This is a genomic window from Paenibacillus sp. JT22N1 (genome assembly GCF_059692155.1).
Genome location: NZ_JCAUAW010000002.1, coordinates 407,963 through 433,417, shown reverse-complemented (window position 1 = coordinate 433,417; position 25,455 = coordinate 407,963). Strand labels below are relative to the sequence as shown.

Here is a 25,455-nt window from a genome sequence, read left to right as displayed (position 1 = left end):
ATTTCCGCAATCTTGCATTATAAAAAGATAATGACCGATAGAAATCTAACGCTTATTTGGCTTTTGGCAATTATTTCTGTGGGTTTATTCAAATGAATAAAATGCTAGTTATTAATGCTCATCCCAAAGTAGAATCTTACATTAGAGGGGCAGCTTCTTCGTGGGCACATACTTCCATCTATCAATTGTAGACTTCCAGTAAGGGAACGTAGAGGCGCTATTTACAAGGAATAAGCACGCATTCAAGCAAACGAGGAACGTAGTGATGTTATTCCGTTGTTTTTAGCTTCGAATAGCACAAATTTCATCGAATAACGCCCTCTCGTTCCGCTAATTCAATTTTCAGCTCATTTCATCCACTTTAGCGGCTTGTCGTTCCGTTAAGAACAACGCTGACCCATAAGGACCTCCCCCTAATGGTGGAAGTCCTTATTTCTTTACAAGCCCTAATAGAATCATGTCAGAAACCGTTTCTGTAATCTTCTCCACGGGAACATGCTCTTTTAATTTTAGAATGAGATGGGGGTTAATCATGTTGATAATGAGCAGTTCCAGCAGTTTCGGATCGCCTTCTCTAAATATTCCTTCTTCTTGGCCTTGTAGAATAATATCTAGAACGCTGCCTTCTAGAGCGGTTAATAGGGAGGCGCTCATTTCATCGCCTAATTCGCCTATTGTTGCCAAATGAAGCCCCATACTATGTATTTTTCCATATTGTAAGTGAGAAGCTGAGAAGATTTCAAATAAAAGTCGGATTTTTTGATCAGCTGGCATGTCCATTTTGACAACCTGTAGTTGCTTCTCTTTAATTTTTTGGAAAATGTCGGTGACTACAGCAGTGGCCAAAACGGTTTTATTGGAAAATCGCCGATGGACAGTTCCTACGCCTACACCTGCTTCATTCGCAATTTCTTCGATGGTGGCGTCATAGCCTTTCATAGCGAAAACTTTATAAGCAGCTGTTAGGACTTTTAGTGTATTCTGATTGGCATCTTTTCGATTGCTTGGCGTTGATAAATCTGAACCCCTTATTGGCATCTGCAATCTCCTTGTCGTATGTCTTGTTAGTAACCGGAATGTGAATTCCTTTTATATTATACCCTAAAAATGTGGAAACGGCTGGCCCTGTATGAATAACAGGGCCAGCCGTTTATTTATTACAATCTTACAGTTATCATCGATATGCCGGATTCGGGGGTTAGCACGATACCGATTGCTGATCTTGTCCAGGATGCTCCTTCTACGGATGAGATTTGATTAAAGCCTCTTAGTACGATGGTGAAAGGTTTCGTTCCGCCTTGAACAGAGATGTCGATCAACTCATTCATTCGGACTGCTTTTACAGTTAATTGCAAATTAACCTGCACGTCATAAATTGATGTTTCCGCGGCTCCTCCATCCTCCAGTTCAAACAAATGAAGTGACACTCCGTCCGCATAATCGTAATCGGGCTTCTGCTCATTTGCCCCTATGGCAAGCAGCGAATTAGGTTTAACTAACAAGGGCAGCGTCATATAGCCATGCGTTTCTTCCTGCCATTTACCACCTTCAATAACTCGTCCACTGAAGAAATCGGTCCAACGTCCTTCGGGAACATAGTACATCACAGTTCCTTGATCGTTAAAGATGGGGGCAACGAGCAGGTTGTCACCCAACATGTATTGCGTATCCAGGTGATGAGTGGACGGATCTGATGGGAAATCCAGCACCATTGCGCGCATCATCGGAATCCCCATTTCTGTGGATTGGATAGCACTTGCAAACAGATAGGGCATTAACGTGCTTTTTAGCTTTGTAAAATGTCGGAGTACATCGACCGCTTCTTCGTCAAACAGCCATGGAACACGGTAAGATTCATTGCCGTGCAGACGGCTGTGAGAGGACAGCAGGCCAAAGGCTACCCAGCGTTTATAAATATCGGGCGGGGCCGTTTTTTCAAAACCGCTGATGTCATGGCTCCAGAATCCGAAACCGGATAAACCGAGTGAAAGGCCTCCGCGAAGCGACTCCGCCATGGAGTCGTAATTGGCAGAGCAGTCGCCGCCCCAGTGTACGGGGAATTGCTGTCCTCCGGCCGTTGCGGAGCGGGCAAATAACATGGCCTCGTTCTTGCCAAGTTTTTCTTCCAGCACTTCAAATACGGCCTTATTGTATAGGAATGTATAGTAGTTATGCATTTTGAGTGGATCCGAACCGTCGTGGTATTTAACATCGGTCGGGATGCGCTCGCCGAAATCTGTTTTGAAGCTATCCACGCCCATATCGATCAGCCGTCTTAAATGACCTTTGTACCACTCCGTGGCTTCCGGATTGGTGAAATCGACAAGTCCCATGCCAGCCTGCCAGAGATCCCACTGCCAAACGTGATCATCCAAGGTTTTGACCAAATATCCCTTGTCCATGCCTTCTTGAAAGAGCGGCGATTTCTGGCCAATGTACGAATTGATCCAGACACATATTTTGAGACCCTTATCCTTAAGCCGTCCCAGCATACCTATCGGATCGGGGAACATATCGGCATCCCACTCAAAATTGGTCCATTGATATTCCTTCATCCAGAAACAATCAAAATGGAACACATGCAGCGGAAGGTCTCGTTCAAACATGCCGTCAATGAAACTGTTCACGGTAGCTTCATCATAATCCGTTGTGAAAGAGGTTGTTAACCACAGACCGAACGACCATGCCGGCGGCAAAGCGGGTTTACCGGTAAGCTTCGTGTAATTATTCAGAACATCTTTTAGCGTTTTGCCGCCAATAATGAAATACTCAACACCTTCGCCTGGTACGCTGAACTGGACTTTGGACACAACCTCAGACCCGACTTCGAATGATACGTGCTCGGGATGATTGACGAATACACCGTATCCTTTACTGGATAAGTAAAAGGGTACATTTTTGTAGGCTTGTTCACTGCTCGTGCCGCCATCTTCGTTCCAAATATCTACCGTCTGCCCGTTTTTCACTACATTTGTAAACCGTTCTCCAAGTCCGTAAATATGCTCGCCAATGCCAAGCTCAAGCTGCTCACGAAAGTAAATTTCTTTGTTAGCTGTCGTAATATGTCCCGCACCTTTGCTGTTGGTACCAGTTAAACGACGGCCTTCGAAAGAGAATTCAGCTCCCCACGTACTATGTTTGTTGGCTTTTACGCTTAATCCGCCGGATATCATGGTCACATGATCGTTGCTGTCATCGATTGAAACTGGAGTCTGCGGATTTTCGAATAATTCAAAAGCGGGTCCTTGCGAACGTTTGCCTGTGTGATGAGTCCAGCGTACACGGATAATATCGGGAAGGGGCGAGCTCAATTCACAAGTCAGCATCGCGCCATTTAAGGTATCCCCTTTTCGCTGAATCTTCCGTGCGGCAGCATATATAGTCAGACTGTTATCTGCTTGATGTACATCGCGGACATCGACAGGATTAAGGACGTTGTATCCTTCTTTTGCCATCCAATAACCGTTAGAAAATTTCATTGCCATCATCCCTCCAAAGTGTTGTATTATAATTATATTGATTTAAAAGCTCCATTCCTTTCGTTATATTATTAAATAATATCAGTATTTTGACATTCGATTTGAAATTCTCTAAAGGGGGAACGACCGCCATGCAGCAAGCCAATTTAAAAGAGGACCGCATTCACGGTGATCCGCTTTATCCAATCCGAGTGTATGAAATCTGCTGCCAGCCAGGGGAAGAACTACTTGAACTCCATTGGCATGATGAGTTGGAGTTTCTCATGCTTACTAAGGGTAAGGCGGTATTCCGTGTTTCTATGGATGACTATGAATTGGAAGCAGGGGAAGCGATTTTCGTGAATTCTGGTCAGCTTCATTCTGGTCTTATATCCGCAAACGAAGAATGTTGCTTCACCGCCGTGGTATTTCATTCGGATATTTTGGGAGGCGAGCGGTTTGACCTTGTCCGTGAGAAATATATTAACCCGCTAATCCAGCAGAAATTTGTCACTCCTGCCCATATCAGCCGTCATTCAGCAGAGGAAAGGGAGCTATTGGCTTTGTTGCTGCAAGTGTTCGATTTGAATTTAAATGAAAGGCCTCTATATGAACTTTCTACAAAAGCTTTGCTGCAATTGATCATTTCAAAGCTAATTATGCTGGGCGGTCCTGCTTTTCGTGAGCTTCCGCTTTCCGTCAACCCTACGCATATAGATCGATTAAAGCTAATTATTGAATATATGCAAGTAAACTATAGCAGTCCAATTCGATTGGAGGACCTCGCGGCGATCGTTTCTTTTAGCGAGTCTTATTTCTGCCGATATTTCAAAGGTTTTACAGGAAAAAGCCCACTGGAATACTTAAACCAGGTGCGGGCGCAAAGAGCGGCTTTAATGCTTAAAGATACCAACAAGAAGATTACAGAGATTTCGCTTGATGTCGGTTTCAATACCTTGAGTTATTTTATAGGTGTGTTTAAAACGCATTTTGGTTATACACCTTCTGAATATCGAAAAAGATTAAGGACAAGTGAGGAATTGGGTTGATATTGACGAATCATTGGTTCTAGTTGAATCTAGCCTGATCGCGGGGAGTGATTGTAGATGTTTGTTAAGATGCAGGAGAATGTGAAGTCATTTCTGTACGATTACTTAACATTGAAAAAGAGGATTTTTATCATTTTCTTATGCAGTACATTGATTCCATTTATTTGCATCGTTCTTATCTCGTATTACACGATTTATTCCATTCTTACAAACAAAATTCAGAGCGGTATTCAAAGTAATTTAAAACAAGTAGAGCTTTCCTTAGAAAGCACGATAAGCAATTTGAATCATGTCTCCCAACAGCTTGCTTTTGCAGGAAGTGTGGGTAAGAAGTTGGATCAAATGTTATCGCTTCCAGCAAGTCAATCTTTCGAACGCTCGCAAATGATAAGTGAATTAAAAGATGAATTAAGCTTAGTTACCTTTACCAATCCCAATATTGGTTTAACCTTATACTATTTTCAAAATGACCATACGTATGATCTCGAAAATTCGGGCGTAAAGGAAAATTTTTCCCCTGAAAAGTTACCATTGCTTGCAGAATACTCGGGAATTTCTTATTACGGTCCTCACTTAAGCAACAATCAATTTGATAATAATTTTGTTTTATCTGCACGAAGGAAAGTGGATTTACCACTTCGTGATGATGTCTATGTCTACATTGAAACGGGGTTTCATCTCACGCAAAACATTCTGAATAATGATCAATTCGGAGGAACAAATTTCCATGTTTTCCTAGATAATAACGGCAGAATCGCGTTTAGTGAGCTTCCAGATTCGTTTGTGAAAGATACGATATTCCCCAACTTTTCTAAAGAAATAACCTTTGGCACATATAATGAATTTTACTGGTTTAGGCAGGCAAGCAATCAAGGCTGGAGTATCGTGTCTGTCATTCCAAAAGCGGATTACAACAGAGAAATGAATCAGTGGTTTGTTCAAATTTTGCTGTTTTCACTCCTTTTTCTAGGGATGAGTCTCCTTATGGCTTGGCTCCTATGGAAGATGGTATATCTCCCTTTGAATGGCTTTAATAGAGAAATCAAGCTGATGGCACAAAACAGAGTCCAGACCGTTACAGTACGAACAAAAATACCGGAATTTGATTTTCTACTGCATCAATTTAGGCAAATGAGAGAACAGATTTGGAATTTGTTTGCGGAAGTTGAACGAAAAGAGAAGCGAAGAGTGGATCTTGAGGTAGAAAAGCTGCTTTATCAAATTAATCCTCATTTTTTAATGAATACGCTGGATACGGTGCATTGGTTAGCCGTCATGAACGGACAGAATGAGATCGATCGACTTGTATCCTCACTAAATAAGCTGCTGCATTATAATTTAGGCAAGCTGGGACAGGCCTCAACCATTTATGAAGAAATAGAAGCTTTAAAACAATATTTGATTTTACAGCAAATTCGCTATGATTTTAAGTTTGATGTGCAGATGAATGTCGATGAAGGGGTATGGAACATGCCGATTCCTCGCTTTATTCTCCAGCCGCTTGTAGAAAATTCGCTTTATCATGGGTTAAGTGATGACGGTTACATTAAGGTAGATGTCAGTTTAACGAATGCGATTCAGATCTCGATTCATGATAACGGTTCAGGAATGTCGGAAGAAACGATTCATAACCTATTACACAATTCGGAAGTTGAAAACAAAAAAGTTGGTATGGGGATTGGCTTAAATTATGTTAAGCGAATGCTTGAATCCCAATATGGCGATCAGGCGGACCTGAGTATCAAGAGTGTTATCGGAAAAGGGACAACCATCCTTGTTTCCTTACCTATTATGGAGGTGAAATCCCGGCATGATTAAAGTGATGATTGTCGATGATGATAAATTGGTTCGCAAAGGGCTTATATCAGCCATGCCTTGGCACGATTTTGACATGGAGGTTGTCGGGGAAGCAAGTAATGGTGAGAAAGCCTTGGAATTTATAGCAGCGAACGCGATAGATTTATTGCTGACTGATTTGGCGATGCCTGTTATGTCGGGGATCGAATTACTGAAAATAGTGAGAAAGCAATATCCAAGCATTTACACCGTCGTGCTAACCTTCCATCAGGATTTTGAATATATCCAAGAGGCATTGAGACTTGGGGCTATTGATTATATTGCCAAGGTTCAGCTTGAAAAGGAGCGCTTTGAGGAAGTGCTGGAGCGGATCTACAAGCGGATTATGGAGGAGCAGAAGCATGCTCCTAATCCACATGATACCTTCTATGATAATGAGTCCTCTCATGGCGTAGCTTCTACAGCTCTTGAAGTTGACAATGACCAACTGGAGGCAGCTCAAAAAGACTTACACCTAGTGAAGGAGCAATGGTCGGGTCACGAATGGGTCTATCAAGATAGCCTCTTTACATCTCATATCCATGATTTGAAGCAGCTGCGTTTACCTCAAACGAAGCTGATCGGATTGTTATATGCACTAATCGACAAGTGGAATCTTTTATTTCATCCTGTTGATTTGGCGAAAATCCAATTGCCGGATTCATTTGAAAGCTGGCATCAGGTTGAGGAATGGTTGATGACTACTCGTGAAATGATTCGCAAGGCAATTGATAAACCTTCTTTTTCACAAGAGGTTGTAGAATGTGTGATGAAAGCTGTTTACATCGCTAATGAAGAGATGAAAGAGCAGATTACGGCCTCGAGCATTGCGAAGCGGGTAAATATGAGTAGAAGCTACTTCAGCCAGTGCTTTAAAGAAATTGTAGGCATTAATTTTAGTGAGCATTTACGCCACAAGCGGATAGAGAAAGCAAAGGAGTATCTACTTTATACGAACAAAACGATTCTCTGGATTGCTGAGAACGTTGGATATATGGATGAAAAGTATTTTAGCCGCACCTTTCGGGAGCAAACAGGCCTTTTACCAAGCGAGTATCGTCTGAAGAGTGTAACAGGTAGAGAAATGTCCGAAAATTAGAGGGTCAAATGCTGCAAATTCATAAGAAAAAGGGGATTAGCGGCGAATTCTCGGTCATTTACCCCTCTAAACCTGTAACCGTTTTCCATCCTAGCAGCGTGATGTTTCGTGATACTTTTAGGGTGTAGATAAATTCTAAAAGCGAAAGAAGGGGCATTAAATGAGAAGATCTAAAAAAAGCATGCTGCTGTTACTTGCTGGGATGCTAGTCGTATTATCCGCATGCTCAGAGAAGCAATCACCTACAGTGGAGGCTACGCCTGCGCAAACGGGAGCAGCACAATCAGCAGCAGCGCCAAATGAGGCGGGTCCATTCGCCAAATCAGCCAAACCGATTACGATAAAAATTGGTAAAGATGTAGATGCCTCCGATAAGAGCTTGCCAGCGGGAGACTCCCCTGAGAGCAACCCGTATACCCGTTATATAAAAGAAAACTTGAATATCGATACAAAAGTTGTTTGGCAAGCTGCTAGTGGTAAGGATTACGACCAAAAAGTTAATTTATCCATAGCCAGTAACGATTTACCGGATGCGTTGGTTGTGAAAGATACGCAGTTCAGACAAATGGTTAAAAGCGGTCAACTCGCGGATCTAACCGAAGTTTATAATAAATATGCTTCACCTGCGATCAAACATATCATTGAAACGACGAAAGGGCTTGCGCTTAAGTCGGTTACCGTGGATGGGAAAATGTATGCCCTTCCTAACGTCACGACTGAATCAGATATGGTTCACATGATGTGGATTCGCAAGGATTGGTTGGACAAATTAGGTCTTCAACCGCCTAAAACCATGGACGAACTAGAGAAAGTGGCAAAAGCTTTTATTGAACAAGATCCTGACGGAAATGGAAAAGCCGATACCATCGGTATATCAGGCCCGCAATTAGGCGGTTTACTGAATGCTGATTTTATCAATCCCAATAATAATAACTATGGTTTCGACCCTATCTTTTCTTCGTATCATTCCTATCCAGGATTTTGGTTAAAAGGTGCTGATGGTAAAACAACTTATGGCTCCCTTCAACCAGAAACGAAGCAAGCTCTCTCGAAACTGCGTGATCTTTATTCCAAAGGCTTGATTGATAAGGAAATGACCATTCGGAAGGATGCGCAGGAACTGATCAAGAATGGAACTTCAGGCATTTATTTTGGACTATGGTGGGCTGGCGGGTATGGTCCATTAGCTGATGCGATTAAGAATAATCCGAAGGCAAATTGGCAAGCGTATACGGCACCTTTGGATGTGAATGGTGAATTTACACCGCACATGGGGAACCCGTCCAATCAATATCTGGTTGTTCGAAAAGGTTACGAGCATCCGGAAGCCGCTATTCAAATGGAAAATCTGTTGCTTCGTGATGAATCGAAATTCGATGTGAAAGTCAATATTGGAAACTATCCGCTGCGTATCGTTTTTGCCCCAATGGATGAGATGGATGTCACTTACAAGATGATGAAAGAGGTTCTTGCAGGCACTAAAAAGCCGGAGGATCTAGATATTCCAGGATATAAATTACTGAAAGCCGATGCTGAAAAAGTGAAAAAAGTAAAACTCGAGCCTTATGACAAGAATGATATTCAATACTGGGATCCTAATGCGGATTTAGGGACATGGAAGCGTATGTATTCCACATTCGTAGGGATTTCCCCGCTGCAGCAGCCGTTCAAGAAAACCTATAGCGTAACCTATTCGCAGACGAAATCCATGGAAAGCAAATGGGCTTCACTGGATAAGTTAGAGAAGGAAACGTTCCTCAAAATTATCATGGGCGCTGCGCCGCTGGATTCCTTTGATAAGTTCGTACAAGATTGGAAAAAGCAAGGCGGAGATCAAATTCTGGCTGAAATCGATGAGAGTATCAAACAGTAAGAAAGCATGGAGGCGTCAGAGAACTCTGGCGCCTTTCCCTTACAATAGAGAGAATGGAAGTGATCGGTAGGATGGTTACGAAGGGGTTTGCCAAACATTACTATCTCATGCTTCTTCCTGGATTTATCTGGTTGACGCTGTTTAGTATCGTTCCAATGTTCGGGATTGTCATTGCTTTTCAAGATTTTAATCCAGGTCTAGGCATGTTTCATTCCGAATGGGTCGGATTGGAAAATTTCAAATATATGTTCACGCTTAACGATAGTAAAACGGTGTTTTTTAATACGTTATTTATTGCCGTTATGAAGATTATCGCGAATATGATTGTACCGCTTATCTTCGCTTTATTACTGAATGAATTACGCATTGCGTTTTTAAAAAGATGGGTACAGACTATTGTTTATTTACCGCACTTTTTATCATGGGTCATTCTTTCGGGTATTTTGTTGGATGTATTGTCTTATAAAGGACCCGTTAACGGGATCTTGGGCATTTTCGGTATAAGTCCTACTTTGTTTTTTGCCAAGGCGGAATTGTTTCCTTTTATCATCGTGGGAAGTGACGTGTGGAAGGAATTCGGATTTAACACGATTATATTTTTGGCGGCTTTAACGGGAATCAATCCGTCTCTATACGAAGCGGCTGCGATTGACGGCGCCACTCGCTGGCAGCGTTTAGTTCATGTCACACTTCCTGGAATTATAACTACGGTTATCTTACTTTCAGTGCTCAGCCTGGGCAATGTCTTAAATGCTGGATTTGACCAAATTTTCAACCTCTATAATCCACTTGTCTATTCAAGCGGAGATATTATTGACACATGGGTCTATCGGACAGGTTTATTGAACCTCCAGTATGGATTGGCAACGGCAATGGGACTATTAAAATCAGTCATCAGTTTTCTTCTAATTACAACTTCCTATTTCCTAGCTGCTAAGTTTGCAAATTATCGTATTTTTTAATATAAAGGAGCATGAAAATGGTCAAAGAAACAACAATCGGCTCCAGAGCATTTGATCTTTTTCTTATCGTGCTGCTGGTTGGCATAGCGCTATTATGTGTTCTTCCTTTATGGTATACCCTTGCTGTCTCGTTAAGTGATAACGCGGCAGCTTCCTCGGGGCAAGTTGGCTTATGGCCGGTGGGATTTAATTTTAATTCTTATCATGAAATAATGGGCGACAGTAAGTTTTTCAACTCATTTTGGATTTCGATTCAGCGAGTCGTGTTGGGATCGAGTCTTAACTTCGTGATTATTATTCTGATGGGTTACCCTTTATCCAAAAATGCGAAGGACTTACCGTTTCGAAATGTGCTGATGTGGATTTTGGTGTTTACGATGTTATTTAACGGAGGGTTAATCCCTTGGTATCAAACGGTTAAATCATTAGGCTTGATCAATAATATTTGGGCGCTTGTCCTAGGGAACAGTGTCCCGATTTTTAGTGTGATTCTAGTTATTAACTATTTCCGCAATTTGCCTAAGGAATTAGAGGAGGCGGCACTTGTAGACGGTGCGGGGCCTTGGTATATGCTTGTTAAGATTTTCATCCCGCTGGCGGTTCCCGTGTTGGCAACAGTAACCTTGTTCAGCATCGTCTATCATTGGAATGAGTTTTTTAATGGTCTAGTGTTGATGTCGAATGCGGATCATTACCCGCTGCAAACCTACATTCAGCAATTGGTCGTTATTGTGGATGCCAATACCATGACCGCGGAACAAATACAGAAGATGAGTGAGCTTTCTAATCAGACCTTGAACGCGGCTAAAATCTTTATTGCTATGATTCCTGTTCTTATCATTTATCCGTTTCTACAGAGATTTTTTATTCATGGGATTACGTTGGGGTCTGTTAAAGAGTAACCAAGTCTCGGGCAATGCTAAGGTAACCAGAGTTTGCCCGAGGAGCGAAGAAACACCCGAAATCATGAGGAAGCGGAACGAGGAGGCGTTATTTGAGTGAAATCACGCAAAACCCTGGGGAAGAGGAACGTAGAGGCGTTATTTTGCGTTTTTCGCCGCCGGATCGTTCAATTTCATGCAAATAGCGCCCTCACGTTCCCCGAATTCAATTTAAAGCGCAGATTTTCCAAAATAGCGCATCTACGTTCCGCGAACTAGCGTTAAGGTGGCAATAGTCCGCGAAAGAAAGCGGCCGAATACAGAAAACGAGGACAGTTGGGCATTATAACCCTGCAGCTCAGCAGTCTTTTCAATTTTAGGCCAAAGAAGGCTGTCCCAAGTAGAATCTACTTTTGAGACAGCCTTTGGTGTTTTCTTCCCTCACGGAAAGAGATAATAGCGCCTCAAGGGGCACTTACTTTAGATAAGGTGTTCATCTGCTTTGAACTGCTTTTGTGCGGACGGAATTACTTGGCATTAATATCGATAATGTGAGTGTGGCTAAGCTGATTACTGCGCATACGATGGCCATACCGTGCAGCCGCTGCGTGGTGATTTCATGGCTAAAGATGGCTCCAAGTAAACTGGAGGAGAGGATCGTCCCCATAAATCTGGAGGTCATGAACAAGCCCGAAGCAATCCCTGTCTCCGCTGCGGATACATAGGAGTATAAAGCCGTCTGCAATCCGAGATTTTGGAACCCGCTGCTCAAGCCGAAAACGGATAGGACTGCAAATATCGCCAAGGAAGAAGAATGTTCATGAATCAGCAGTATGAGCAGTGAACCCGCTATAACGATAAGAGAGCCTGTGATTAGTGGTGTTTTGGAGCCGAAATTGTCAATCCATCTGCCAACCAGTGGCGTAGTGAAAATCCCTAATCCTGATAAGGCCAGCATCATTATACCAACCTGCTGCGCATCGAATTGCCGGACTTGCTGTAAATAAGTAGGAATGCTGAACATGATCGAGTAGAATACGATGTTGACACAAATAAACTGGATATAGACCAAACAAACGTTGATATTTTTTTTCAAAAAGATCACATCAATAAACGGCTGGGCGCGCTTTAACTCGAATTTATAGAAAACATAACTCAGCACTAAACTGGTTAAAAGAAACCAGAAGTTGACCCTCTTTTCGAAGGAAAGAAAGAAAAATAGCCAACTGATGATAAGTGCTGCAAAAAAGGCAATGCCCCACAAATCCAGTCCACCTTTGGCGAGTGAATTGCGCGGGCCGTCTTTCGGAAGAATTTTGACAGCAAGCAGAAAAGCAATGAGGATAACTGGAAAGTTGACAATGAAAATAGCTGGCCAATCTCCATACTGGATCAAAAACCCGCCAATAGACGGACCGAGGGCCGCCGACGTGGAAGAAAAAATCGACATCACGCTAAGTGCCCTTGCTTGATTATCCGTGATACTGCTGCGAATTATCCCCATTCCCGCTGGGTACAGCGAAGATGTTCCTATCGCTTGAATGACACGAAAGCCAATAAGCCAGCCAATGCTCGGTGACAGCGGAGCTAACAAGGAAGATACCGTAACGAGAGCAAGTCCAACTAAGAAGATACGCTTGCGACCGAAGATATCGCTTATTTTGCCCATAATTGGTTGAGCAATAGCGCTGGCCACATAATATGTCGCGATCAGCCAAGAGATAGCACTATAAGTGACATGAAATTCGGTCTGCAGCCGTGAGAATGCAACTGAAATCATCGACGTATTCAGCGGATTTAAGAGCACTCCAAGGCCTACGGCTGTGATTAGCCAAAGCTGATTGTTCTTATTAAACATATCATTTCTCTCTTTTCTCTCTTTTTTAATCATTATAATCCTATTTAAGTTGGACTGCTCGATAAAAATCGGTCATTCACTTGGTGACGAGTTTGTAGGAAAGGACATTAAGTTACCCAAAAATTGACTAAAGCCTCATTTACAAAAGGAAAATTATCGGATATATTTAGGTCAATTGATACGAAATGTATCGGACAAGAAGAGGAGTGATATGCTTGAGAAGGATCAGAAATTCGATAGTCTTCTTCACTATTTGCTTGTTTGTGCTAGCTTTCGGTGTTGTTCCCGCAGCTGCGGAAAGTAGTGATTTCGATGTTTATCTGAAATTAGACGGAATTTCGGGTGAATCTGTTACGAAAGGATATGAAAAGTGGATCCAGCTTCAAGATGTTTCATTTGAATTCGAAAATAGTTCTACATTAAACAGCAGTTCAACCACCGGATCTGGTGCAGGTAAAGCGGTTCGGAAACCGATGGCTTTCAGTAAAAGTTTTGATCTTTCTTCCGTACCTTTGTTTATGGATATGGTCATGGGAAAAACCATTGAGAAAGGCCAACTTGTCTTCGTTAAGACTGGCGAACAAAGGATACCGATCGTAACTATTGATTTAGAAAAGATTAGCGTTAGTAAATATAACTTATATAATTTAGATGAAAACATTGAGTTGAATTATGGAGCGATTAACTTTAAATACACAGCCGTAGGACCAGATGGGAAGGCCACGAATACGAATACGGGCGGCTGGGATTTTATGAAGAATATGAAAAAATAAGTTATTCACTTATTTGATTGTCCCTATCCCTTCTGACGGACGAGGAATACTCTAGCATAGAGGAAGCCTTGTACGGAAGGAGGAATCCCTCATGCGTTTGGTTGCTAATAAATGGTCGAAGTTCTCTGTTTTATTGGGGCATGCCGGCGTTGCCAAGCATATTCCTAACATGCGCCGTTTTAGCGCTTCGAACCTGCAGGCCATGCTGCGACAATATGCATTTGTTGTGGCAAAGCCGATCATTGGAACCGGGGGAAGCAGTGTAGTAAAAATCAAAAAAACGGGTAATGGTTATTTACTGCACAACTGCGGAACACAAAGAACATATCGCACGTGGAACGAGCTATTTTCTACGTTAAACCAGATTCGTAAAAATCGCCCGTTTATGCTGCAGCAGGGCATTGACTTAGCTACTATTGACGGTAGGCCCGTAGATTATCGCGTCAAATTGAAAAAAGCAGGTCGCTCTTGGGTCATCCGAGCCGTTGTCGGCCGGTTGGCGCGCCCTGGACTGTTCGTTACAAACATTTGCCGGGGCGGCACGTTACTTAAAGGGGCTCAAGCGCTGCGGCGGACTTTCCCAGCTTCGCTAGTCAAATCCAAAATTGACACGATGTGTGGAGTGGCCCGAACATGTACGAAGCTGCTTGAATCTCGCTATCCAGGCATTGGAATGCTCGGTTACGATTTTGGCATCGACAAGCGGGGAAATGTATGGATATTTGAAGTGAATACGAAACCTCATTAGTGCTTACTATCAAAAGGGCTGCCTGGTGGCAGTCTTTTACTTTTTCTCCTATTTCGTCTATCTTGAGCCCAATAAGAATCATATTTAATGATTTTACCCCCTCAGTATCATCAAATTACCTATCACATAAGGAGCTTCGCATCCATTACAATAGACATACTAGTAAGAATAAGGAGGAGAAATTGGATGTTTTGGACCGTGGAGAAATTACAAGCTCGCATAAATGAGTTGGAGTCGTACCGCTATCGCGATGAACGGCACATAGATAAGTTTCGCATCAAACTGGATGAGGATTGCACAATTGGAGCGTATCCGTCGGAAGACGGCGAGTGGATGGACATACGTATAGGTGACCGCTGGAAAGGCCGTGATGTATACTACTGGCTGGCTGCAGATGTGATGGTTCCCGCTGAGTGGGAAGGAAGAAAAGTACTTGGCCGGTTCTGCCTCGGACAAACTGGAGGTGGAACGAACAGCGGATTCGAATCGCTGTTATTTCTGAACGGAGAGCCGTATCAAGGAGTAGACTCGAATCATGAGGAAGTTTTTATGCCTGAAGCTGTGATCGGTCATACTGCTCAGCTACGCTTCCGCTTGTGGTCAGGGCTAGGGGGATATGAGAGCCACCGCGAGATGGAGAGCCGGTTGGAGCTGGCTTCTGTTTGTTGGTTGGATGAATACGCGGACGATTTATACTATACGGCCAAAGCGCTGCTGGAAACGGTCCGTATACTAGACGAAAATCGTCCGGAGCGGCATCATCTGCTTTCTATGTTAGATCAGGCCTTTTTAATACTCGACTGGTCCAAGCCAGGAAGCGAAGACTTTTACAACTCAGTCGAAAAGGCACGCGAACAACTCCGGCAGACTTTGTCGTCGATGCCCAAGCTTCACTCTGTTGTGGTACAGTGTATCGGACATACGCATATTGATGTGGCTTGGTTGTGGCAGCTGAAGCATACGAGGGAAAAGGCAGCGAGATCGTTTTCAACCGTACTGCGTTTGATGGAGCAGTTTCCGGAGTATATCTTTTTGCAAACACAGCCGCAGCTGTATGAATATATCAAGTCTGATTATCCACAAATTTACGAGCGTATTAAGGAACGCATCAAGGAAGGTCGCTGGGAAGCCGGTGGAGCGATGTGGCTGGAGGCGGATTGCAACTTAGCCTCTGGGGAATCTCTGGTGCGGCAGTTGTTGTACGGAACCCGATTTTTTCGTGAGGAATTCGGAGTGGAATGCAAGTATTTATGGCTGCCTGACGTGTTTGGCTACAGCTGGGCGCTGCCGCAAATTTTACGCAAATCTGGCATCGAATCGTTTATGACAACCAAAATCAGCTGGAACCAATATAACCGGATGCCTCATGACACTTTTAAATGGCGGGGCATTGACGGGACGGAAGTACTGACCCATTTTATTACGACGCCGGATCCCGGTTCGAGCGAAGGGGCCTTTTATTATACGTACAACGGGAAAGTGACGCCATCATCGGTACAGGGGATCTGGGAAAGCTACCGTGATAAGACGCTCAATACGAATTTACTGCTTGCTTACGGGTTCGGCGACGGTGGCGGAGGTGTCAATCGTGAAATGCTAGAGATGCGACGCAGGCTAGACGATATTCCAGGCATTCCTCATGTGAAGACGGGGCGTGCTGATGAGTATTTTAACGAATTGCAGGCTAGCATCAGCAACACCAATTCATACGTGCACACGTGGGACGGCGAGTTGTATTTGGAGCTGCACCGAGGTACTTATACGAGTCAGGCTTATAACAAACGGATGAATCGCAAGCTGGAGCTGCTGTATCGGGAAACGGAATGGGTGCAGGTCATGAGCTATATTTTTAATGCAAATGGTCATGCGGCGGCAGCAGAAACTTCCCTTGCCCTGCACGAAGGCTGGAAAATTATTTTGCGCAACCAATTCCACGATATTATCCCTGGATCGTCGATCCACGAGGTGTATGAGGACAGCAGAGCCGAATACGAAGAGGCGTTAACGATAGGTCAAAAGGTGTGGGATCAGTCAGCTTTGCTTTTGACAGCGGGTAGGGTAAAGGGAAGCGAAGTGACGGTGTTTAACGGTTCTCCGTGGGAGAGAACAGATCTCGTTTGCATTGCCGAAGAGCAAACGGAGGAAGCCGGAGGAGGGTGGTTTGATGCTTCGGATCGACCACTGGAGGCTCAGCTTGTTGGTGGAGACTGGTGGGTAAACGTAGAAAGAATCTCTCCGATGGGATTTGCTGTTATCCATCATAAGGAACGGGTCGAGCAGCCCGTACAGGCTATAGCAGAGAATAAATTCATAAAGTTGGATCATGGATTTATGACGCCTTATTATGAAATAGAATGGAATGACTTTGGTCAGATTGTCCGTCTTTACGATCGAATTGAGCGCCGGGAAATACTCGCCGCAGGCGAAACAGGGAATCGTTTCGAAGTGTTCGAAGATAAGCCGAAAGGCCGGCACGAAGCGTGGGACATTGACATCTTTTACACGGAGAAAAAGCAGGAAGTGAATATTCTAACCCGGGTCGAAGTGACAGACAGCGGTCCTTTGGCTGTGGTAGTCCGTTTCGAGTGGTCCTATATGGATTCAACCGTAGTGCAGGATATGGTGCTCTATGCGTACAGTCGCAGAATCGATTTCCAGACCCACGTTAATTGGAATGAACAGCGCAAACTGCTGAAAGTAGCCTTTCCGCTGCGAATCCGGGCGACGGAGGCGACTTACGATATTCAATTTGGCAACGTGAAGCGTCCGACCCATTGGAATACAAGCTGGGACTATGCCCGGTTTGAGACGGTTGGCCATCAGTGGGCCGATTTATCCGAACGCGGGTATGGTGTCAGTCTCTTGAACGATTGTAAATACGGTTATGATGTAAAAGACCATGTGATGCGTCTTACCCTGATCAAGTCCGCAATGGTTCCAGACCCGACGGCCGATCAAGGAGAGCATGAATTTACGTATTCACTCTTCCCACATGCCAGCGACTGGTATAACGGTGGAACGGTGCAGTCCGCTTGGTCGCTTAACAATCCGTTAACGTTTGCGCTCGGCAAGTCTACCGAAGACTCGTTCAGTTTGTTCCGTCTATCGAGTGATCATGTTATGATCGATGCGGTAAAAAAAGCAGAGGATCACGACGCGATTATTCTCCGAATTCACGAGTTTGCAGGCATCAGCGGCCAAACGCAAATTTCGAGCGATGCTCGGGTCAAGTCCTGGCAGGAATGCGATCTGCTCGAAAGGCCTCTTGGGGATTGTAAGTACGAATCATTGATTGATGTTCAGCTGAACTCTTACGAGATCAAAACGTTTATCATTCATATTCGCTAGTATAATTTGATATTCTTGGAAACAAGCCGCTGAGATAGCTTTGCGGCTTGTTTCCGTTTGCAGTTGAATGTTGATATCCATATTTCATGATTAAAAACAGTTGATTTGTCCTACGGATACAGTTGAATTGCCGCTCCCGTACCGGAGTGGGGTTGTACTATGCTTGGAATACAACAACCCAAAGGAGCAGATGTACGATGCGAAAAAGGATTTCTCTTTTCAATTCTTATGTATTCATTTTTCCCAGTCTATTTTTGACTTTGGCGCTAGGGGTCTATCCAATTGTATGGGCGCTTCGCTATATGTTTTACGATTATCAGGGGTTCGGCGCTAATACATTTATTGGACTCGATAATTTTTCGAGATTAATGCGCGATCAGGAGTTTTGGCACTCTGTGTATAACACCTTCATATACGCGGGTGGAAAAATTATCATTGTCCTGCCGATTTCACTTGTACTTGCTGTCATTTTAAATAAGGGACTGAAAGGCAAAGTATTTCTGCGCGCCGTCTATTTTATGCCAACTATTATCAGTACATCGGTGATGTCGATCGTGTTTTTCACCATTTTTAATTCGTATAACGGATTACTTAATCAATTTCTGATCAAGTATGGCGTGATCTCCAAAGCGATTGATTGGTTGGGACCGAATTACGCTATGCTGACTGTGATTATTACGGCTATATGGGGTGCGATCGGCAACTATATGCTGCTTTTCATCGCTGGGCTGCAAGGCATTCCCGATGATCTGTATGAGAGTGCATCTATCGATGGAGCGAATGCGGCGCAAAAATTTTGGAGCATTACTATTCCTATGCTGGGTCCCGTCCTTCAAATGATTATTATGCTCGCCATCATCACGGCGCTAAAAGGTTATGAGAGCATTATGGTCCTGACCGAGGGTGGGCCCTTCGGTAAAACCGAAGTCATGTACCTTTACGTGTACAAATTGTTTTTCCCTGTTTCCGCTTCTACAGCGAGCGTACAACAAATCGGCTACGGCAGCGCAGCGGGGTTTGTAACAGCTTTGATTGTCGGGGTGATTACGATTGTTTATTTCTATATGTCCAAACGGCTGAATCGGGATTAAAAAGGGGGACTGACTATATGATGCAGACAAGTACGAAATCAGGCGTTATCCGAAGCGGACATTTCACCGGAAAAACCTTGAAATGGATATTTTTGCTCGCCATAGCCTTCTTTACGCTATTTCCAATCGTTATGGCGATTTTGGGTTCATTTAAAACGAATGCAGAGTTGACAACGGGAGCAACCCTGTTGCCCTTGGTATGGAAGTTCTCCAATTACGCAACAGCTTGGAAGCAGGCGAATTTTGCCCGGTTTACGTGGAACAGCCTCTTTATCAGCACAATTGTGACGATTGGCACGCTGCTTATCGCCTCTATGTCCGCTTATGCTGTCGATCGCACGAGATTCCCTGGCAAACGATTGTACGTAATCCTGCAAGCTAGTACGATGTTCATTTCTATTGGTGCAGTAGTACTGAGGCCACAGTTCGATCTCATGGTCAAACTTGGCCTGAATAAATCGCTATGGGGGGTCATCATCATCTTGATCAGCGCTCATGCCACTGTCTACTTTATGCTGATCGGCTTTTTTAAGGCGATTCCCAAAGATCTGGACGAGGCTGCATACATCGATGGATGCAATTTCTATACGGTTTACTGGCGGATTATTCTTCCGCTGCTGAGTCCCGCTCTTGGCGTCACTGCCTTGTTCACGTTCCGTGGCGCTTGGAACGAATACATCTTGCCCCTTGTGTTCACTATGACGAATCCGAAACTACAAACGCTGACGGTGGGACTGGCGAATTTACGTTACGGGATTGGCGCCGCTGCGGAGTCGCACCTTATGATGGCGGGCGCGTGTCTTTCCTTCCTTCCGATCCTTGTTGTTTACGTTTTGGCGAATAAGTCATTCATACAGGTGACAGCAGGGAGTGTAAAAGGATAACGGACATTGTGGATACCAGGAAAGTGTTTTTTCCCCCCCTCAAAAGTTGATTTGTCCTTCACGGTTCCAAGTGTTGAGGAATTATGATGAAAGCAGTTACATTTTGGTATAAAGCAAGTCTTAAGGTAAACTAAACTAGGAGGGTTTTACTACATGAAGAAAAAAGTGGTGCTAAGCACACTGATTGGCGTTACGATGGTCGCTTCACTTGCGGCTTGCGGTGGACAAACTGATCAGCCGAAGGGTACAGCTACTTCTACTTCCGCTGCAGCAGGAGAAGCGAAGACGAAGCTGTCTTATTGGACCATTGACCGTCACGATGCCGATTACATGAAGGATGTCATCAAGAAGTTCAACGAAACGAATAAGGACAATATTGAAGTTGAAATGACGGTTCTTGCCGATAATTTTAACCAATCGATCGATATCGCTTTTGCAAGCAATCAAGCGCCTGACATTTTTAGGACAAATGATTTCTCCGGGTTTGTAAAGAAGGGCTATTTACAACCGATCAACGATATGATGACGGATGATATGAAAAAGCGGTACAGCAATTTGTTGGTGGAAGAGCTGAATATGATGGATGGCAAAATATATTCGCTGCCGCATACAGGGCAATATTGGAGATTGATTTATAACGTTGATCTCTTCCAAAAAGCAGGAATCACCGCACCGCCGAAAACGGTTAAAGAATTGGTAGAGGATGCCAAAAAAATTACAGAAGCCGGCAAAGATATTGGAGCATATGGCTTCGCGGAAAACTTTAAAAATCCCGGATCCGCCTTCGGTAGGATTGCCAATCCGATCGGATCACTCAGCGGAACTTCCGTGGTGGATGGCTACAATTATAAATCAGGCCAGTTCGATTTCTCGGTGTATAAGCCTATCGCCGAGGCGCTTCGCCAGATGAAGCAGGACGGCAGCATGCTGCCGGGCGTTGAATCCCTTGACATCGATCCGCTCCGTGCACAGTTCGCCGCTGGGAAAATCGGCATGTATTTTAACCATTCTGGCGAGCCGGGTGTGTACCAAAGTCAATTCCCGACAAAGGTTAACTGGAGCGCGGCATTGCCCCCTACCATTGATGGCAGTCAACAGGGAACTGTATCCGTCATTGCCGGCAACTACATTGGCATAAGCAAAAACACAACAAATAAAGATAAGGCTTGGAAGTTCTTGGAGTATATCTATAATCTGAATTTCCAAAAGGAATACCACGAGAAAGGGTTTGGGATCTCGATTGTGCCGGATGTTAACGCCGCTGCTAAAAAACCATCCATTCCGGGGATCGAAGGCTTCTTGCCAAGTAAATTCGACGCGCTGTACGCCCCATCTCCGATTTCCGTGACGGAGGCAAAGGTGGAAGGAAATAAGTTGGGTAACGCCGTCCTCAAATATATGATGGAAGGCGGAGATGTTGAGAAAATGTTGAATGACTTGACAGCACGCTACAACGCGGGTCTTGAGAAAGCAAGAGCTGCGGGCGATACGAAGACGAAAGCGAATCCGAGCTTCGATCCGAATAAGCTGCAAGGCAGTCTTGCAAAGTAAGTTCAAATACGGGAAGGGGCGCGCAGCCAAAGCAGCGCGTCTCTTCTATTTAGAAAAGGTGGGGGCAGCTTGAAAAAATGGTATTATCGGCTTTCGCTCCGTCGCCGGTTGTGGATTTCGTTTCTGATACTGACTGTCCTATCTATCGCGCTAACGGGTACGATGTCCTATTGGATTGCCTTTCGATCGACAGAAAAGGAGGCGTTTATTTCCAGTCAGAATACGCTGAACAAATCAGCGCGCGTGCTGGATGAAAAGCTTCGGCACATCATTGTGACGACCTCAACCATGATGCTCAGTGATTCGTTTAAGTTGGCTATGGAGGACGTATACTCGAATCGTTCGGGATCCTATTATACAAGGCTGTCTTCACTGCAAACGCCTCTTGGGCAAATGAAATTGATCGAGCCTTCTATCCAATCCGTCTTGATCTATACGCCTGTAGGTGAACTGTATGCTACAACCGATCTTCGTAACAGCCAGACACGATTCAAGGAGACAATTTTTTCGCGTTATCTGAATAGCCCCGAGCGTGTCATTTGGGTGGAAGATCACGAGGATCCGCTTTTTTCAGGAAATCAGAGGGTCATTTCCTTGATTATGAAGCCGATCACAGAGGTTAATGTGCAAGATGTTTATGTTGTGGTCAATGTAAAGGAAGATGCGATTCAGAAAGTCGTCACCGACGACTTACTCGATCGTGCAGATAACTATTTTCTAATATCGCATAGCGGCGAAGCCGTGCTGCCGCTTAGTATCCAGGCATCTTCATTTCAAAGAGACCCTGCTTTCATGAAGTTGCTGCAGGGCCAAGACCGAGGATTTTTCAAATACAACAAGGGGGGTAACCCTTATTTAGTTAACTATTCAAGGCTAACCATGGTGGACAATTGGACGATGGTCAGCGCTCAGACACAGTCGGATTTGCTTCGTCAGGTGAACCGTATCAAAACGACCACATTATGGATCATGTTGTGCTGCGTTGCATTGGCTTTCGTCCTGTCTAATGTCATTTCGAGCTTATTACTGAAGCCTCTACACAAACTGCAGGGGCTGATGAAGAAAGTTGAGCAAAATAACCTCGATGTACGGTTTACCAGCAAGTATGAGGATGAGGTTACACAGGTCGGATTAAAGTTTAACCGTATGCTGGAGGAAATCTCTTCGCTCATTGAGGACGTCAAGGAAGCTGAGTATGATAAACGTAAAATGGAGGTCAAAGCGCTGCAGGCTCAAATAGATCCCCATTTTTTGTATAACACATTGAACACGATCATTTGGAAGTCAGAAGCGTCTCAGAACCAAGATGTCACGGAGATGATCACCTCATTGTCGCTACTGTTCCAGCTAGGTCTTAACGGCGGAAACGAGATGACGACACTGGCAAAGGAAATTGATCATGTTAGGCAGTATTTAATTCTTCAGCAAAAATGCTATGAAGGTCTGTTCGATTATACGATTGAGCTTGAGGATGACTCGCTGCTGGAGAAACCGATATTGAAAATTATCTTGCAGCCCTTGGTGGAAAACTCCATTCTGCACGGCTTTAAAGAAATGGAGGGAATGGGAATAATTCGGATCTCCATTACATGTCTGAGCGATAGTCTTCGGTTACGTGTGGAGGATAACGGTGCCGGTATGGATGTTCAAACAGTTAGGGCGGACATGCGGATCGAACAATCTTTGAAAAAAAGCTATGCCCTCCGTAATGTTTATGGTCGATTGAAGCTGCATTACGGAAGTGAAGCTGATATCGACTTGAGCAGCGAACCCCATGTATCTACCTCGGTCACATTAACAATACCACTAGCGGGTGAGGGATATAACGATGACGACAGAACTTAGGATGTGCGTAATTGATGATATCAAGACCGTGGTGCAAGGGATCTCGAACCAAATAAATTGGGAGACTCATGGCATTCGCATTGTAGGAACAGCGAGCAACGGTGAGAAAGGTATTGAACTCATCCACGAAACTGAGCCCCACATCGTACTAACAGATATTCGGATGCCAAAAATAAACGGTTTAGAGATGACCAAGCAGGTATTGAAAAAGTTTCCACGTACGAGAATTGTTTTTTTAAGCGGCTATACCGATTTTGAGTATGCACAGCAGGCCGTTCAGCTCGGTGCATTCGATTATATTGTCAAACCGTATACGCCGCAAAAAATTATTGAAGTGGTCTTAAAAGCGAAAAAGTCGATTGAAGAGGAAATGGGGGAAACTCAGCGCTATCATGAGATGGAAAGAAAGCTGCGGGAAAGTTTGCCGTATTTAAGGCAGGAATATTTTCAACTGCTGCTGCAATTCCGAACGACCCCCGAACAAGCGGCCAGACGTTGGGACTTCTTGAACATCGGATTGGAGCGGGAGCGCTTTGTTGTTATGCTCACGGAAATCGATCAGTTCGCTGAACAAACCGAGACTCTGCCTGTGCAAGAGGTAGAGCTGATCAGGTTTACCGTCCAAAACATTTTGGAAGAAAGTTTAAGGCGGTTCACCAAAGGTTTTGTATTCCGTGATAACACGAACCGGTTTGTGGTCATATTCAATCCGCCGGATTCCCTGAGCGTGGAAGCTATTTCGGAGCAGTGCCGTGAAAATGTTGAAAAGTATTCCAGATACACCATATCCCTAGGTCTTGGGGAAGAAGTAAAGGCAATACATCAAATTTCGTACTCTTACTCGCAGGCGCTCGCTGCCCTTTCTTATAGTTTTTATACGGGCGGCAATACCGTGTACAGTTATCGAAATATGAGCCCAGTCCATCAGACAGCGCCGCGCTACTCTCCAGAAAAGGAAAAAGAACTTTTTTATTGCCTGCGTTCTGGAAACTTGCATAAAGCATATGCCATTGTGGATGAGCTATTCGAGGAAACAATTACGGTACCCGTGCCTCCAGCTCCCGAGGTAGTTAAGGGTTTCTGTGATGAGCTGGCTTTTCTGATCAATCGTGTTTTCTCGGAGAAACTGACTCATGAAGAAATGAAACAGATCGAACGTCATTTTTTGTACATCAAAAATCTTTCATCCTATAAGCTGAAGGAGCTCCAAGGAAACATCAAGGAACTGTGCAGGATGGGTTGTGTGTTGATTCAGAAACGTCATGTGGAAGATACGAACCAAGTCGTGGAACAAGTTATTGCGCACATACGTCAAAATGTGGCCTCTAATTTGACGGTTAATGATTATGCCAAGCTGGTTTATTTGAGCGGCAGTTATTTTGCCAATTTGTTCAAGAAGGTAACGGGTATGACCGTTGTACAGTTTGTGACAACAGAACGGATGGAGCAGGCTAAGATTATGCTGGTAGAAGGAAAACAAGTTCAAGAAATCGCCCAAGCGCTCGGATATGAAGACAGGCCGCATTTCAGTGAACTGTTTAAAAAACATACAGGCATGACACCATCTGAATTCAAACAGCTGTATAGTGCTAAAGGATCGGGATCATGATGATCTGTGAGAATAAGATCGGGGAGAACAATTTTAGTGCATAAACAAAAATGAATAACATACGTAGTGGGAGATTGCTAAGGCACCTGGGCTCGTAAACCTAATCCGTTCAGCAAAGGCTGAACGGATTAGGTTTGTTTGCGTTTAACAACCCATAAGGATGTTTTTCATCCTTATGGCGGGGTTGCTTGGCCACGGGCGCGAGTTAGCGATGTTTTTCATCGCTATGGCTCATCATTCGCGCGCCACGCGTGCGTTTCACCCCTCATAAGGATGTTTTTCATCCTTATGGCGGGGTTGCTTGGCCGTGGGCCCGAGATAGTGATGTTTTTCATCGCTATGGCTCATCTTTCGCGCGCCACGCGTGGTTTTCACCCCTCATAAGGATGTTTTTCATCCTTATGGCGGGGTTGCTCGGCCGTGGGCGCGAGATAGCGATGTTTTTCATCCTTATGGTGGGGTTGCTCGTCCGTGGGCGCGAGTTAGCGATGTTTTTCATCGCTATGGCTCATCATTCGGCGCCCACGCGTGGGTTTCACCCCTCATAAGGATGTTTTTCATTCTTATGGTGGGGTTGCTCGTCCGCGGGC

Annotated in this window: 17 protein-coding genes; 14 read left to right on the top strand and 3 right to left on the bottom strand. The window is 44.3% G+C overall.

Annotation, left to right across the window (positions count from 1 at the left end):
- Positions 1-429: 429 nt before the first annotated feature.
- Positions 430-1,038 (bottom strand): TetR/AcrR family transcriptional regulator, encoded by a 609-nt coding sequence (locus AC58UU_RS05555; RefSeq protein WP_497314010.1) that lies wholly within the window; start codon positions 1,036-1,038, stop codon positions 430-432.
- A 119-nt stretch (positions 1,039-1,157) separates the two neighbouring features.
- Entirely contained in the window at positions 1,158-3,479 is a 2,322-nt protein-coding gene (gene yicI / locus AC58UU_RS05550) for an alpha-xylosidase (protein ID WP_497313735.1), read from the bottom strand.
- Positions 3,480-3,610: 131 nt separating this feature from the next.
- On the opposite strand from yicI, the gene AC58UU_RS05545 reads away from it, so the two are divergent.
- The 6 genes from AC58UU_RS05545 (at position 3,611) to AC58UU_RS05520 (ending at position 11,179) form a co-directional block, all read left to right on the top strand.
- Complete coding sequence (locus AC58UU_RS05545) at positions 3,611-4,507, top strand: helix-turn-helix transcriptional regulator (protein WP_497313733.1); 897 nt, start codon at positions 3,611-3,613, stop codon at positions 4,505-4,507.
- Between the two features lie 57 nt (positions 4,508-4,564).
- Positions 4,565-6,325: a sensor histidine kinase gene (locus tag AC58UU_RS05540; RefSeq protein ID WP_497313731.1), complete on the top strand. Its 1,761-nt coding sequence runs from the start codon at positions 4,565-4,567 to the stop codon at positions 6,323-6,325.
- On the top strand, positions 6,318-7,442 hold the full coding sequence (locus tag AC58UU_RS05535) for a response regulator transcription factor (RefSeq protein ID WP_497313729.1): 1,125 nt from the start codon (positions 6,318-6,320) through the stop codon (positions 7,440-7,442). Before AC58UU_RS05540 ends, AC58UU_RS05535 begins: the two co-directional genes overlap by 8 nt.
- Positions 7,443-7,602: 160 nt before the next feature.
- Positions 7,603-9,315, top strand: coding sequence for an extracellular solute-binding protein (locus tag AC58UU_RS05530; protein ID WP_497313727.1), 1,713 nt, complete (start codon positions 7,603-7,605; stop codon positions 9,313-9,315).
- A 71-nt stretch (positions 9,316-9,386) separates the two neighbouring features.
- Positions 9,387-10,277, top strand: coding sequence for an ABC transporter permease (locus AC58UU_RS05525; protein WP_497313725.1), 891 nt, complete (start codon positions 9,387-9,389; stop codon positions 10,275-10,277).
- Positions 10,278-10,294: 17 nt separating this feature from the next.
- Positions 10,295-11,179 carry a carbohydrate ABC transporter permease gene (locus AC58UU_RS05520; RefSeq protein ID WP_047671821.1) on the top strand — a complete coding sequence of 295 codons (885 nt, stop codon included), beginning with the start codon at positions 10,295-10,297 and terminating at the stop codon, positions 11,177-11,179.
- 472 nt (positions 11,180-11,651) lie between these two features.
- Here AC58UU_RS05520 and AC58UU_RS05515 read toward each other — a convergent pair whose 3' ends face one another.
- On the bottom strand, positions 11,652-13,016 hold the full coding sequence (locus AC58UU_RS05515) for an MFS transporter (RefSeq protein WP_497313723.1): 1,365 nt from the start codon (positions 13,014-13,016) through the stop codon (positions 11,652-11,654).
- Between the two features lie 215 nt (positions 13,017-13,231).
- Between AC58UU_RS05515 and AC58UU_RS05510 the strand changes: the two genes are divergently transcribed.
- From AC58UU_RS05510 to AC58UU_RS05475, 8 genes are all read left to right on the top strand, one after another.
- Positions 13,232-13,789, top strand: coding sequence for an Hcp family type VI secretion system effector (locus AC58UU_RS05510; RefSeq protein ID WP_497313721.1), 558 nt, complete (start codon positions 13,232-13,234; stop codon positions 13,787-13,789).
- Positions 13,790-13,880: 91 nt separating this feature from the next.
- Positions 13,881-14,537 carry a YheC/YheD family protein gene (locus AC58UU_RS05505; protein ID WP_497313719.1) on the top strand — a complete coding sequence of 219 codons (657 nt, stop codon included), beginning with the start codon at positions 13,881-13,883 and terminating at the stop codon, positions 14,535-14,537.
- A gap of 186 nt (positions 14,538-14,723) precedes the next feature.
- Complete coding sequence (locus AC58UU_RS05500; RefSeq protein ID WP_497313717.1) at positions 14,724-17,885, top strand: alpha-mannosidase; 3,162 nt, start codon at positions 14,724-14,726, stop codon at positions 17,883-17,885.
- Positions 17,886-18,082: 197 nt separating this feature from the next.
- A complete protein-coding gene (locus tag AC58UU_RS05495) occupies positions 18,083-18,976 on the top strand; it encodes a carbohydrate ABC transporter permease (RefSeq protein WP_497313715.1) in 894 nt (297 codons plus the stop codon).
- Positions 18,977-18,996: 20 nt separating this feature from the next.
- A complete protein-coding gene (locus AC58UU_RS05490) occupies positions 18,997-19,860 on the top strand; it encodes a carbohydrate ABC transporter permease (protein WP_497314008.1) in 864 nt (287 codons plus the stop codon).
- Positions 19,861-20,013: 153 nt separating this feature from the next.
- Positions 20,014-21,411, top strand: a complete 1,398-nt coding sequence (locus AC58UU_RS05485; protein ID WP_497313714.1) for an ABC transporter substrate-binding protein — start codon at positions 20,014-20,016, stop codon at positions 21,409-21,411.
- Between the two features lie 69 nt (positions 21,412-21,480).
- Positions 21,481-23,256 (top strand): sensor histidine kinase, encoded by a 1,776-nt coding sequence (locus tag AC58UU_RS05480; protein WP_497313712.1) that lies wholly within the window; start codon positions 21,481-21,483, stop codon positions 23,254-23,256.
- The gene (locus AC58UU_RS05475) at positions 23,240-24,865 is read left to right on the top strand and encodes a response regulator (RefSeq protein WP_497313710.1); all 1,626 of its coding nucleotides are present in this window, start codon (positions 23,240-23,242) and stop codon (positions 24,863-24,865) included. Before AC58UU_RS05480 ends, AC58UU_RS05475 begins: the two co-directional genes overlap by 17 nt.
- The last annotated feature ends 590 nt before the right edge of the window (positions 24,866-25,455 follow it).